This window comes from Synechococcus sp. KORDI-100 (assembly GCF_000737535.1).
In the GTDB taxonomy this organism is placed as follows: domain Bacteria; phylum Cyanobacteriota; class Cyanobacteriia; order PCC-6307; family Cyanobiaceae; genus Parasynechococcus.
The window spans coordinates 1,828,394-1,841,891 of record NZ_CP006269.1; the positions used below are offsets into that span (position 1 = coordinate 1,828,394).

The following is a 13,498-nucleotide window of genomic DNA, read 5'->3' on the forward strand; positions in this document are numbered from 1 at the left end:
CGATCCATCACTGACGATCCATCACTGACAACCCGTCACCACTACCGATCATCATCTTCGAAGATCGATCGCCACCACGTCGAACCAAACACCGCTTGCCATGGTCCACGGGTAGGCAGACCATCAGCGATTGGCCCAATGGCCGATGGCCAGGACAGATCAACAAAAAAGCCAATCAGTTGGGTGTGTTCCAGAAACAATTGATTGCGATCCGGCCGTTCTGGGGAAGCACCGTCTTGCGATTGATCAGATATTCCACGATCGGTTCACCATTGGCCTGGCGAACAATGAACTTGAAGTTGAGAATCGATGCCTCAGGCCGATCAAAGCCGACGGTGGCGGTCCAGGTGTTGTCGTTGACGTACTCCATGCCGTAGGCCCTGGCATGGTCCCAATCGCCCAATTCATCACAGTCGCCGATGATGGCGAGAGATTGGCCAGGTTGCGTTTCAAACCCATTGATCTGGAAGACAGCGACAAGCGGAGCCTTGACGGGCACCCCTTCAGCACTGATCACCATGGCTGAATTGCCATGAACGCTGTAACCCTGCAAGCGGCCATCGGTGATTGTGACCGGATAACCGGTGATCAGACAGTTGTACGTGCCATTCGGCATTTGAATGTTTTCGGCATTAACAACGTGCTCTTGATCACTTTTGTTCACCATCACCATGACGGCAGAATCACGGAAGTTTCGCGTGTATAAAAAGAAGTCATCATTGATCCAGGCGGTGTGATGAGCCCCCATGGCCAACGCCTGGTTTTGATTGCGAAGCTTGAGCAGGGTTTGCACCAACTTGTAGGAATGACTGTTGGTATCCCAGGACTCCATCATGGGGCGGTTATAGGGATCCTGGCCTCCATTTGTGCCGTTGTTGAGATATTGCTCAGTGCCATAGAACAGGCATGGGACGCCTCGGAGCGTCATCAACATCACAAGGGCAAGATCAAGTTTGCGTGAGTCGGGAACAATCGACAGGAACCGCGGCATGTCGTGGTTATCGATGAACGTCACCAACTCATTGGCACGGTGATAAACACGGTCGTAAAACAGCACGCGCTCAACTTGATGAAAACCTCCAGGCTCCTGTCCTGAGAAGCAGAAGCGAATGCCATCGCACAAACCAAAATCGAGAATCGACATCCCGATATTGTTGACATAGTCGACCGAACGCTGCTCCCAGGGCTTACTGAATCCATACTCGCCAAACATAAACAGGCCAGGCTTATGGGCCTTCATCGCCGTGGTGAATTCCTGCCAGAACCAAATCGGCATATGCTTGAGCGTATCCACCCTTAAGGCATCAATTCCCGCATCCAGCCACATCTGAATCGCAGATTTGATGTAATTACGGTAATGAACATTTTTCTCATTGAACGTTGCCAATCCCATCATTTCCAGATGGATCAATTGATACTCATCTTCCCAGTCTGTGATCTCACCTTCATGATAGTAGAAGCCATTTTGATCATTGTTAAAATCGGCCAGTGGCTGCCCATCATCGAGAACAACTCCCTTGCTTCCGTTGATCTCAGGGGAACTGTGGTTACAGACAATATCCAAAACCACTTTGATACCCGAAGCATGACAGGCATCCACGAGGCGCTTCAGCGTTGGCGATTCAGAAATACTGTTTGATTCACCGACCTTGACGAATCGTGGATTGATCCGTTTGAAATCCCGCGTCCAGTAACCATGCATGGGCGCACGACTGAACTGAAGATCACTCACTTGTTCAAACAAGGGTGACAACCAAAGAGCCGTGACTCCCAGCTCTTTCAGATAATCAATTTTGTTGATGACCCCCTGCAGGTTGCCGCCCCAGTACTTACCCCAGTCCTGTCGTGATCGATCAAACAATCCCTTGTCATCCTCTTGTTCTGACCCCTCGACATCTCCAGCGGCATCATGACCATCATGAAAACGATCAACAATCAGGAAGTAGATCACTTCTGATCGAAAGTCGACCGGTGAATCAAACAGGTGATGCTTCAGATCTGATACGAGATTGGAAGAGAGAGTCGGCACGTCAACCACGTCTGTACTTCTCGCATACTGGCAACGGCGAGCCGCAAAGACCGTCCTGAACGGCGCTGGCTTCCAGACTGTTGTCCTGAAGACATCAACAATGGTTCAAGCGCTGGATCAGCAATCAAGGTCAGCAACAACGATCGAGTCGATCTCTCTTGAGCCGATCCACGCCTGGTTCGATCGACAGGGCTGGACACCACTACCGTTTCAGCGAGACACGTGGCATGCCTACCTCGAGGGGTCCAGCGGACTGATCCAGGTGCCCACAGGCTCAGGCAAAACGCTCGCTGCCGTGATGGGGCCGATCGCCCGAATGCTCGCTGATGAACCCGAACGCAAAGGGATTCGGCTGTTGTACATCACCCCCCTGCGGGCCCTCAGTCGTGATTTGACCCTGGCAATCCAGGAGCCGATCCAGGCGATGCAATGGCCATTACGGGTCGGTACCCGCAATGGCGACAGCTCCAGCAGTGAACGCAGCAAACAGCTCCGTTCGCCACCGCAGATCCTGGTGACGACACCGGAATCCCTGACCCTGCTGCTGAGCAATCCAAAGGGGGAGGCTTTGTTTGAGTCCCTCGACACCGTGGTGCTCGATGAATGGCATGAGTTGATGGGAAGCAAGCGCGGCAGTCAGACAGAGCTTTGTCTCAGCTGGCTGCGGCAACGACGCCCGCAACTGCAGACCTGGGCGATCAGCGCCACGATCGGCAACCTCGAACAGGCGGCGCGCCATGCCCTCGGCGTTCACGGCGAGCCGGTGATCATCACCGGCGCACCAGCTCGCGTCACTGAAATCCGCAGCCTGCTTCCGGATTCCATCGATGGATTTCCCTGGGCAGGACACCTGGGGCTGCGCATGTATGAACAGCTCGTGGGCGCGATGAACCCTGGCATCAGCACGCTGCTGTTCACCAACACACGCAACCAGTCGGAACGATGGTTTCAGTGCCTGCGCTTTGCCTGTCCTGAGATGGACGGCGCCCTGGCACTGCACCACAGCGCCATCGACCGCAGCGAACGGGAAGCGATCGAAGCCTCGGTGAAAGCGGGGGACATCCGCTGGGTGGTGTGCACCAGCTCGCTGGATCTGGGTGTGGACTTCCAGCCCGTGGAGCAGGTGGTGCAGATCGGCAGCCCAAAGAATCTGGCGCGCCTGCTGCAGCGGGCGGGTCGCTCGGCCCATCTTCCCGGTGGTACCTCCCAGGTGTTGTTCATGCCCACCAATGCCCTGGAGCTCCTGGAACTGAGTGCCGTCCGGCGTGGACTCGAACAGGGTCTGGTGGAACAACGCAAGCCACCAATCGCACCGTTGGACGTGCTGCTGCAGCACCTCACCGGACTGGCCTGCGGATCAGGCTTCAACCCTGATGACACCCTCCAGACCATCCGCAGTGCCGCCGCTTTCGAAGGGCTGAGCGATGAACAGTGGCAATGGTGTCTGCGCTTCCTGAAAGACGGTGGTGAATGTCTGGCGGCCTACCCCCGCTACAGGAAGCTGGAATGGGATGGGGAGAAGAGGCGCTTCTGCATCCGCGAGGCCGCCATTGCCAGGCTGCATCGGCTCAACATCGGCACAATCACGGCAGCACCGGCGATCACGGTGCGCTTCGTGCGCGGGGCCGTCCTGGGCCATGTGGAGGAAACCTTCATCGGACAGCTGAAGCCGAAGGATGTGTTCTTCTTCTCCGGCCGACAACTCGAATTCGTACGGCTACGGGACATGACGGCCTTCGTGAAGGTAAGCACCAAAAAAAGCCGCACCGTGCCGGCCTGGGCCGGCGGCCAGATGGCCCTCTCAGACCTGCTGACGCACCATCTACGAGCCGAAGTGGACCGAGCCGGTCGCGGAGAACTCGACACGCCGGAGCTGAAGGCCCTCGAACCTCTGCTGGTTCGACAACAGGATCTGTCTGTGGTGCCAAGGGCTGATCAACTTCTGGTGGAAACCTGCACCACGAAGGAGGGGAGCCATCTCTACGCCTACCCCTTCGAAGGCCGTTTCGTTCACGAGGGCATTGGCTTCCTCTGGGCCGCAAGGCTCACCCAGCTGGAACGTGGCACGATCACCGTCTCGGTGAACGACTACGGGTTTGAGCTGTTGGCTCCCAAGGGCTACCCAATGGCCGAACTGCTCGAGGATCACCACGACGACCTCCTGAATGCCGACAATCTTGAACGGGACCTGGAACATGCCCTCAACCTCTCGGAACTGCGACGTCGGCGGTTCAGAGCCATTGCTCAGATTGCTGGGCTGATGAACCGCGGCTTTCCTGGCTCCAGCAAAAGCACCGGACAACTCCAGATCAGTGCCTCACTGCTGTTTGACGTCTTCGAGCGTCATGAATCGGGCAATCTGCTGTTGGAACAGGCACGCCGCGAAGTCCTCGACGAGCAACTTGAGATTTCAAGGCTGCAGGCGGCCCTCGAGCGTGCAAAGGCCCAGGAGTTTCTCCATGTTGAAACCCCAAGACCTGGCCCGTTGGCATTCCCTTTGCTGGTGGAACGGCTCAACAACCGGATGAGCAATGAATCTGTTCTCGAGAGAGTTCAGCGCATGAAAGATGAGGCCTTCCGCAGGGAAGGGTGAGTTGATTCCAACTCACATCCAGACCATCAAGAAAACCATTTGCCGGAGACCTTCCCGCAACCTCCGAGATCACCTCGGGGCAGACATCAAAACCGTCATCCAGACCGTTGAGCAGTTCCCTGAGCATGAGCTGCCCAGCGGCACCGTCCGCAACCTGCAGGCCGCAGGCAAGGAACTGAACCGGGCATGGAGCATCCCCAGCGAACCCCTGAGCGTTGTTGCTGTTGCAATGGCCGGGACGAGCCTGCTGCTGCAGCTTGCACCCTTCATCAAGCCTGTCCAGTTGAATTGCTGAGATCGATCTGTCGTCCTGAACCTCAACAACCTCAATCGTGCTGGTCTTTTGTCACCTCTGAGGCGGTGAAGAACGTTCCCAACCTGTTTTCAGAATCGTCTCCCATGCCTCATGACATTTGCCGCAGTATTCGCCTGTGGATGTGCGGACCTAGGGGCGCGGAGGAGCGCTCAAAGCATGAATGTCATTTGGACAAAACGGATGTCGGCTGCCCTTGGCTACCTGCATAAAACACAATGAGCACAACATCTTCAGATCCCAAAGCCTTCCCTGCGTGGACTGTATTAACAACTTCGATCAGAGCCTCACCCGGCCCGAAAGCCTTCGTCATCCCATCCTTTGAGTAAAGCTCTAACCGGCCTTTGAGGATGACTGCCGCGTTTATCACAGGGTGAAAGTGCCATGGCAGTGTCACACCAGCAGGAATCTTGATCCGCAATACTTTGATTTCCGGTGGGCCAGCTGGATAAGGAGGAAGAGATTGTCCGTCCCATTCTTGCGTTGAATTCACTAACTCTTTAATCGTGACACCAAGATTCTCAGCCCCATGACCGTCATCAGCATTGACTTCTAGCGGACTTAAAGGCAACGCCAAGAGCATAAGAAAAGTCAATGCGACTTGCTTCATAGGGCTCCAGAAAGATCATTCACACCATCAGAATAAGGAGAAGTATTTCAACGTCAACAATGGTGACTTTCGCCACCCCGCAGCATCCGGCTTGTCGTAACAAAGCTTCTGCTGCTGCTCATGATTTACCAGCCAACCTTCAGCACCTGAACTCACAGGGTGATCGTTGGCTTTGGGGCGGTATCGGCAGGGGTTCCCCTCACCTGAATGAATCGAGCTTTGGGTTGGGGATGTCAAAAACACGTAAGACCAACCCGAACGGATGACGTGATCAGAATCACATAACCCAATGTTTGCAGTCACAGGGTCTTCAAGACGAACAAAATATGATTCAATCATCGACAATTAATCAGGTCGATTCCACTCAAATATCCAAAATCATGAAAGTCGCTTTTAAACCCATGAAGAGGAAACAATGGCGCGCCCTGTTAGAGGACCACGAACCTGTTACGAGTGATCTAGGCGAATTCAAGGCCAAATTGGGCGACGAGATCATTAGAGGTTTCACCAAGCACGGGCCTAAGGGAAAGATGAAAGTCTTTGAAGACACCAATGGTGATGGCAGGTTTGATAAAAATGATCAGCTTATTGCAAGGGGTAGAGTTATGAAGGGTTTTAGGGGATCAGATAATCCCCTGGATGCATTTGAAGTTGGCAAAGTCAAGTTGGGGCTGAAACGCAAAATAACGGAGTTTGATTCTGTAGGTTTTGGTGTGACCCCTTGTATGGATTTCACGAATAGTGATGGCGACATGGTTGCAAAGCTTGGCTTCGTACAACCAAGCTTTCCAATATGGCAAGACTGCCTTGGGTGCTTCTGATGTAAGAAAAACTCCATGGCTCCATGCAAGTTATCGTCGAATCAATCCGGATCCATCAACATGCCCCTCAGTTCTTATGGGGATAGGGAAAAAAGAAATATCCTTCCTTAGGTAATGTGACCTGAAGGCAGAACAGCAGTGGTGAAAGTGTCCGGAGGGATAAACCTTAGACTAACTAACTAAACATAGTAAGCAATGCGATATGTAGCGTTGCATTTTGTTAGCAAAGCCACACATAGCGTGCTTATTTGGCGTGATCCTTTGCAGATACTGCTCCTTGCTTGACTCTATCGTCTATAGTTCATTATGGCTTTTTACCTCTTCATCACTACCATCGCTTCCGTTGGAGTTGTTTACCTCCTGATTTCATGCACCTTTAAAAATAGAAATCAACAATTTCCAACTCCGCCAATCAATTTCAAAAATACCCCTTAACATTAACCTATTAATATTTGTTCTCAGCCCCCGCGTCAGCAACGGCGGGTTTTTGTTTTTTGCCAGAATGGGATAGCGAATTCAAATCAATGCCTTCATCCGACAGACGCCCAAGATTCAATGCTGGGAACGATTAGGCAAAGCACATTATCCCTCCATTGATGCTTGAAGATGTTGAAGAAACACCTTTACCGATACCGTCGAGTTGATCTAAGTAATTAGTAAGAATCTGGCAATCCCCACTGGCAACTGCATCGCTTAGAAGCGAACCATAGGTGGTGTCATAATTTAATATATAGCTCAAATGTGACGCATGTTTTTTAAAGCTTTTGCTATTTTTAATCTCAAATCCATGAAAGATCGATGAATCGTCAAGGGTTATACGTAGGCTATAACTATCTACACGGCCCTTCTTGTCGTATTCGTAAGAACCTGTCGTAATTGCCCCAGTTATATCATCGTAAGAATTGAAATAGCTTGTATTTTCATCGGCAGAGTTCTCAAACACAATGTCTGAACTACTGGCAAATAAATCTTTTTCTATAATTTTGTTATTTTTGCGCAGATTCTTATAAAGCTTTTTAGACATTTTGTTTAAAAATTCATCTTAACACGGACAAACTCCCTCCTGGAGCAATGGTGGTGTTTTTCTATTTGCAGATCAGACATGGACTGAGATCGTTGATGAAGGGTAGAAATGGAGTAGCCACGCAGCCCTCAGAATGACTCGCGTTACAAGTGCCTTTGCTGCTGCCTTAGCACTGTTCTTGCCAACAGGACGCCCGTTGCTGGTTGGTCTGACACCTGCCGTTGGAATTGGTGCAGGGTTGCTGTCAATGCAGACAGCTTATGCACAGAGTGCTACTGATCTGTTGAATTCAGGGCTTGATAAAGCAAAAAGTGGAAATCTAAAAGGGGCTATTGCTGATTGGACGAAGGCAATCGAGATGTATCCTCGATATGGAATTGCCTATTTCAATCGTGGGGTTGCGAAACATGAATTAGGCGATTTAAGGGGTGCCATTGCTGATTACACAAAAGCAATTGAGTACGACCCGAACTATGCTTCGGCCTATAACAACCGTGGAACTGCCAAGGAGAGATTAAAGGATCATCAGGGAGCAATTTCTGATTACACAAAGGCAATTGAAATCAAGCCTATGTATGCAAGAGCGTATTTCAATCGTGGAACTTCCAAGGATGAATTAAATGATTATCAAGGAGCTATTGATGATTACACAAAGGCGATTGAACTCAATCCTACTTATTATAAGGCTTACACCAACCGCGGCATTACTTTAGAAAAAGCAGGTAATCTGAGAGGCGCCTGTAAGGACTGGAAAAAAGCAGTCGACCTTGGGGATACAAAGCCGATTGAATGGGTAAGAAGTCAGTGCTGATTTATGACGCTTTCTGATTTTAACGCTTTCAAGGCATACCCCCGTTAGCAATGGCGGGTTTTTATGACCTGAGCAGAGCGAGGAATACTTCAGGCAGTCACCTCTGACCCATGACCTTTAAACCCGCTTTTCACTGTTTCTGACTTAAGACGAGAAGGACAGTCTTATTACGTGGCATTTGGGATGGATCGGCTCAACAATCGGATGAGCAAAGAATCGGTGCTTGAGCGGGTTCAGCGCATGAAAGACGAGACGTTCCAAAGGCAAGGGTAAGTGGCAGCCTGCGCAGATGAGGCAAAAAGAACAACCAAGCCTCAAGGCCAATACGTCCATATTGGCCATCACACGTCGATCAAAAATGCACTCTACTCATCTTTATGGAGACATCAACGTGATACACTATTAGCGCAAAAGCTAGCAAACAGATCGCCAGATAATGGCCAGACGAATGAACAAGAATTCACAAAGAATCCTTAAAGGATCGGTCTTCTTCAGTGAGATACTCCTCAATCAAAGGAGAACATTCCCCACGCACAACAGCAGCGATTTCACGCTCTATATTTTCAATAAACAGCTGATTACCGTTTCGCTTTGCCACATCAAGCACGCTGCGCAGGCGTTTCAACTCTGCCAGTTGGTCTTCGTTCATCGGTCAATCAGATTGAACTCACTCCAGAATGCCAGATATCGTTCCATTGGAGAACGGAGAGACTGCCACTTTTGAACGGAAGAGCTGTCGTACAGCTGAATTTGATTGAACAGAAGCCATGCATCACACCAACAAGCTGGCCCTGTGATGACCAGCTTGTTCAGCATTCGGAGCGAAGATCAACGTTCGGCCAATTGTTGCCACTCTGTAGGCAGGATCTTGGCTATCAATTCAAATTGTCCATCACCCATTGGTTGCACGACATAGGCAACCCCCATCGGTGCAGGATAGATCCCGTTGGGAGGCTCAACGGCCATCGTCACGCCTTGAAAGGGATCGTCGTGACCAACGAGAAACGTGTTGGTACCATCCTCCGGAATTTGCGAGAGTAAAGGTGAGAGCCGGTCAGAGTATTTTTGATAATCCTCGGGCGTGCATTCAACGCAGGGAAGGAAGTTCAGATCTGGATTTTTTGTGTGCCTTCCGAATGCCAATTCGGCCGTATTATATGCACGGCAATACTCACTTGAGATCACGTCTCCAACCGGAATACCTGCGGTTTTAATTCCTTCGCCAATCAGCTTTGCATCTGCCTTACCAACGACACTCAATCGTCGCTGAGTACTGCAGTCCGAAAGATCAAGATCAGAGCTGACCTGATCGCCCCAGTCTTTATCTGTTTTGGCATGTCTTACATAAATCACATACCCACCATCACGCAAATTGCCCGCCAGCTGCTCATCTTCGAGTTTGTTGACGAAATCAGCATTTCTCTGTTCGCCGGTCATGGTAGTTTCGTTGACCTCATAGTCTTCAACACCGGATGCTTGAGCAACAGGCTGGTCCTGCATTGCCGAGTCCGTTGACTCCATTCCAGATGGATCACTCACCGATTCAGACGAACATGCCGCCATCAGCGCAAGAGCAGCAATGCATACAGCTTTCTTAAGCATTGATTCATGGATTTGAATGCAATTGATTGAAGCTGTGCTGAGGAATGGCCTGCATTGAGTAAGACACAGTCTGCCGTTACTCTTGATACACAAGCACTGTTGATGCGCTCGCTCGACATCGTGTCTCCAGCCAGAGAGCACCACCTGTTCGGCCAACCCCTGCAGGCATGACTACGTTGGAATTGAGACCAACGCAGCACATTGGCCATGGGGATCGACGAACTCACCGACTTCATGATGGCCAAGAGCGAGCTTCCCAAAAGCTTTTCAAGGGAAGAAATTTCCTCCTTGGCCGGTCAGCTCCAAATTGAAGAGCACCCGGCTGGTGAGACATTGATGCGGGAGGGCACACCTGCCTGCAGCCTGATGCTGCTGATTTCAGGGGAGGTGCGTCGCATGCTTGGCGATGTGGAACTCGATCTGCTCCATGCCGGTGAATTCCTCGGCAAAAGCATGCTCACCGATGAAGGCAGCCACTATGCCAATGCCGTGGCCACAGAACCAGTGGTGATCGGGCGTCTGTCGATCGAACATTACGGATTACTGGTGGTAGCGGCGCCGGTGGCCTCGCGGAAATTCAAGCAATATTTCTCAGACATCTACATCCAGGAAATGCACGAAAAGCAGGGGCTGGGCTTTGTGGATCACCGCAGCTACCTCGGCCTCGTGGCGCACAACGAGATGAAGGAAAGCCTGATGGAGTTTGCCAAGGCCCATGCAGAGAAACTCAAACGCTTTCATCTGGTAGCGACTGGCACCACTGGAATCAAATTGTATAAAGAAGTAGGACTGATGATCTCCAAGAAATTGGCATCGGGCCCGCTTGGCGGTGACCAAGCGATTGGGAAAATGATCTCGGAAAACAACATCAAAGGGCTGATCTTTTTTCGCGATCCTCTTTCTGCCCATCCCCACCATGCGGATATTGAAGCATTAGGTCGTCTCTGCGATGTGTATCAGGTGCCGATGGCCACCAACCCCGGTGGTGCCGCGGCTCTACTCAACTACCTGCTAGTCGACCACCCGGAAGAGCCTGCCATTCCCAACCGCGTGCTGGAAAAATACAAGAGTGCTCAGAAGAAGGTGGTGGAGCAGCCGGCACGATGATTCGGATCGTTCGCGATTGCCTGGATGTGATTCAAACGACCTGCCAAATGGTGTTGGGGTAGCTATAGCTTAGTTGTTCACAAAAACACCTATCACCATGAGTTACGACTGGCAGCAACATGTGCCAGACGAAGCTCTGAAATTTATTCCGGATCAAGTTTGCAAATCAAAATCTTGCAAAGGGACAGACAAGGGTGAATTCATCGTTGGCAACAGCAAAGCAAACAAAATCGATGGCCTTGGCGCCAATGATGCCATTGCTGGGGATGACGGTAACGACACCCTCATTGGAGGATCCGGTAATGACCACTTGGCCGGAGATCATGGCAAAAACACTCTCACAGGTGGTACTGGAAAGGATAAATTCTTTTTCCAGCTCGAAGACGGAAACCCCGGTCACAGCGTGATCACTGATTATGAAAATGGCGACAAAATTGTCGTCAAGGAGAAAATCTACAAAAACCTTAAGGTGTCAACTGTTAACGGTGACACAATCCCCAAATACAAAGGGAAAGAGATGGCGGTCGTCAAAGATGTCTCACTAAGCAAAGGTGACGTTGTTAATCAAGGCAAGAAAAATGTTGTTTTTCCAACTCCTCGACTCTCGGAAGAATTAAGCAGCGAATAGCAGAGCGACCCGCTCTCATTCCTTTCGGTTGTTGATACTTTTTAGTCAACAGGCGCTTGATGCCACCATCCTGATCTCTGAGCACGCTGCATGAGCTCTTCAGCGGTCAGCTCTTGGCCGGCATTTGCCGGCCTTTTCCTGCGCATCGGGGCCCTCGGTTTCGGAGGCCCCCAGGCCCATGTTGCGCTGTTGCGCGACGAAATCGTGGAGAACAAACAATGGCTGGATCCAGAGCAATTCGATGAAGGGCTTGGGCTCTGTGAAGCCCTGCCTGGCCCGATATCCAGCCAGATGGCGATTTACCTGGGCTGGCTGCATCGCGGCTGGGTCGGCGGCATCGTCGGTGGTACCTGCTTTCTGCTGCCAGGGCTTCTGTCCGTGCTGGTGCTGAGTGAGCTTTGGCGCAAAGGTCAAACCATGCCGAGCTTCACCTCGACCCTGCAGATCCTGCAACCGGTCATCGCCGCCATCATCTGGTCGTTTGCCTGGAAGCTGGTCAGCCAACGCAACGCTCCCTGGCAGATCGCGACAGCGGTTCTGGTGATGGCAGGCATGCTCCTGAGTCTGTTCGCAGCCGTACCGTTGCCGGTCGGCCAGCTGCTGCTGCTTGCTGGCCTGAGCCGTTTGGTCACAACCCAGCGCACTCGATCGGATGAAAACCATGAAGCCAGGATGATCCTGCCGCCACTTCTCCTGGCGCTGCAGCTGCCATGGCTATCCGGGCTGACGAATAAGGCCAGTGCCCAAGCAACCGGCCTGATGGCCAGTCTGTTCAGCGTGTTTTTCAAAGCCGGGCTGCTGGTGTTCGGAGGCGGCCTGGTGATCATCCCGCTCCTGGAACGGCAGGTGGTGGAGCGGGGCTGGCTCAATGCCTCGGGCTTTCTTGATGGGGTGGCCATCGGTCAGATCTCACCTGGACCGGTCGTTCTCACGTGCAGCTTTGTGGGTTACCAAGCCGGCTGGGCTGAAGGAGATCTCCCATCAGCGTTGCTCGGTGCAACCGCCGCAACGCTTGGCATCTTCTTACCGAGCTTTCTGTTCATCCTTGTGGGCACACCGATTCTTCGACGATTGCGACAGCAGCCCCCGGTCCAGACCTTCCTCGCCGGGTTAACGGCCGGTGTTCCCGGGGCCGTAGGCGGCGCTGCCTTGCCATTGACGCTGACCGCGCTGCAGACAGGAGCACCTCTGGTGCAGCTTCCGCTCTTCGTCGCGGCCTTGGGTCTGAGCATCAGCGACAGAATGAAATCGCTACCGCTCATCGGCATCACACTGCTGATTGGCGTTCTGTATGGATGGTTGAGGTAGGTGGACCTGTTTCTCGTCGTTCTGGGGGGGCGCATCAAAGGCTGCCATGTGGAGTTGCACGACGTTCGCTGGGTGGTCGGCGACAGCATTGAAGACACCATCCCAGAGCTCAAACGCCAGTGGTTTGGTACACGCCGCGGCCTGCATATCGACAGCTATCGCAGGATCCGAGCAGTCGACGGTTATCAGGTCTCGATCAGCAGGAACAATGCTGCTCCCACGGAACAGGCCATGAAGTTGTGGTTCGTCAATCTCGGTGCTTACAGCCCTGCAGAGATGGCGGAGCAACACCGCTTCGGGGTTGTGGCAGCACGCTCATCCCAGGCCGCCAAAGCCAGGGCCAAAAAGCAGTGGCTTGATGGGATGGAGCAGATTCACAAGGATGATCTCCACCCGCTCGATCCGAACACAGGGATCGACGATCTATTGCCAATCGACGGCAACGGGGCCTGGCAGGTGGTGCTCACGCCCGACAATGCATCAAGTTCCAGCCCAGACACACCGGATTGGTATGGGTACTGGGTGATCTGAGCTGCCAAGCCACAACGTGATGTTCTGGACCCCTTATGCCGACTGGATTTACACCGTGGTGAGCCTGAGCGGCCTGGCCTTGATCTGCTGGCTGGTTCTGGGTCGAAGCCAATCCCGCTGA

The 13,498-nt window shown here is 52.3% G+C and carries 15 protein-coding genes; 9 read left to right on the plus strand and 6 right to left on the minus strand.

Annotated features, from left to right (window positions below):
- Positions 1-175: 175 nt before the first annotated feature.
- Positions 176-2,038, minus strand: coding sequence for an alpha-amylase family glycosyl hydrolase (locus tag KR100_RS09200; protein WP_051847430.1), 1,863 nt, complete (start codon positions 2,036-2,038; stop codon positions 176-178).
- Positions 2,039-2,129: 91 nt separating this feature from the next.
- Here KR100_RS09200 and KR100_RS09205 point away from each other — a divergent pair, with 91 nt between their 5' ends.
- Together KR100_RS09205 and KR100_RS09210 are read left to right on the plus strand one after the other, a co-directional pair.
- Positions 2,130-4,622: a ligase-associated DNA damage response DEXH box helicase gene (locus tag KR100_RS09205; RefSeq protein ID WP_051847431.1), complete on the plus strand. Its 2,493-nt coding sequence runs from the start codon at positions 2,130-2,132 to the stop codon at positions 4,620-4,622.
- Positions 4,597-4,917, plus strand: a complete 321-nt coding sequence (locus KR100_RS09210) for a hypothetical protein (RefSeq protein WP_204207671.1) — start codon at positions 4,597-4,599, stop codon at positions 4,915-4,917. The genes KR100_RS09205 and KR100_RS09210 overlap by 26 nt, the downstream gene beginning before the upstream one ends.
- A 184-nt stretch (positions 4,918-5,101) precedes the next feature.
- On the opposite strand, the gene KR100_RS09215 is transcribed toward KR100_RS09210, so the two are convergent.
- On the minus strand, positions 5,102-5,545 hold the full coding sequence (locus tag KR100_RS09215) for a cupin domain-containing protein (protein WP_038545083.1): 444 nt from the start codon (positions 5,543-5,545) through the stop codon (positions 5,102-5,104).
- A 27-nt stretch (positions 5,546-5,572) separates the two neighbouring features.
- Positions 5,573-5,890, minus strand: a complete 318-nt coding sequence (locus tag KR100_RS16565; RefSeq protein ID WP_156098009.1) for a hypothetical protein — start codon at positions 5,888-5,890, stop codon at positions 5,573-5,575.
- Between the two features lie 35 nt (positions 5,891-5,925).
- Between KR100_RS16565 and KR100_RS09220 the strand changes: the two genes are divergently transcribed.
- A complete protein-coding gene (locus tag KR100_RS09220; RefSeq protein ID WP_156098010.1) occupies positions 5,926-6,366 on the plus strand; it encodes a hypothetical protein in 441 nt (146 codons plus the stop codon).
- 568 nt (positions 6,367-6,934) lie between these two features.
- Here the strand turns inward: KR100_RS09220 and KR100_RS09225 are convergent.
- On the minus strand, positions 6,935-7,390 hold the full coding sequence (locus KR100_RS09225; protein ID WP_038545085.1) for a hypothetical protein: 456 nt from the start codon (positions 7,388-7,390) through the stop codon (positions 6,935-6,937).
- Between the two features lie 133 nt (positions 7,391-7,523).
- Between KR100_RS09225 and KR100_RS09230 the strand changes: the two genes are divergently transcribed.
- Entirely contained in the window at positions 7,524-8,201 is a 678-nt protein-coding gene (locus KR100_RS09230) for a tetratricopeptide repeat protein (protein ID WP_051847432.1), read from the plus strand.
- Between the two features lie 460 nt (positions 8,202-8,661).
- Here KR100_RS09230 and KR100_RS09235 read toward each other — a convergent pair whose 3' ends face one another.
- Positions 8,662-8,850 (minus strand): hypothetical protein, encoded by a 189-nt coding sequence (locus KR100_RS09235; RefSeq protein WP_038545086.1) that lies wholly within the window; start codon positions 8,848-8,850, stop codon positions 8,662-8,664.
- A gap of 179 nt (positions 8,851-9,029) precedes the next feature.
- Complete coding sequence (locus KR100_RS09240) at positions 9,030-9,803, minus strand: hypothetical protein (protein WP_038545087.1); 774 nt, start codon at positions 9,801-9,803, stop codon at positions 9,030-9,032.
- Positions 9,804-10,010: 207 nt separating this feature from the next.
- Between KR100_RS09240 and KR100_RS15015 the strand changes: the two genes are divergently transcribed.
- The 5 genes from KR100_RS15015 (at position 10,011) to KR100_RS09265 (ending at position 13,498) form a co-directional block, all read left to right on the plus strand.
- Positions 10,011-10,910, plus strand: coding sequence for a methylglyoxal synthase (locus tag KR100_RS15015; protein WP_071839881.1), 900 nt, complete (start codon positions 10,011-10,013; stop codon positions 10,908-10,910).
- 97 nt (positions 10,911-11,007) lie between these two features.
- Positions 11,008-11,538 carry a hypothetical protein gene (locus tag KR100_RS14480; protein WP_051847436.1) on the plus strand — a complete coding sequence of 177 codons (531 nt, stop codon included), beginning with the start codon at positions 11,008-11,010 and terminating at the stop codon, positions 11,536-11,538.
- Positions 11,539-11,628: 90 nt separating this feature from the next.
- Positions 11,629-12,846 (plus strand): chromate efflux transporter, encoded by a 1,218-nt coding sequence (gene chrA, locus KR100_RS09255; protein WP_051847439.1) that lies wholly within the window; start codon positions 11,629-11,631, stop codon positions 12,844-12,846.
- Positions 12,847-13,377: a DUF1543 domain-containing protein gene (locus tag KR100_RS09260; protein WP_038545088.1), complete on the plus strand. Its 531-nt coding sequence runs from the start codon at positions 12,847-12,849 to the stop codon at positions 13,375-13,377.
- 19 nt (positions 13,378-13,396) lie between these two features.
- Complete coding sequence (locus KR100_RS09265) at positions 13,397-13,498, plus strand: hypothetical protein (protein WP_038545089.1); 102 nt, start codon at positions 13,397-13,399, stop codon at positions 13,496-13,498.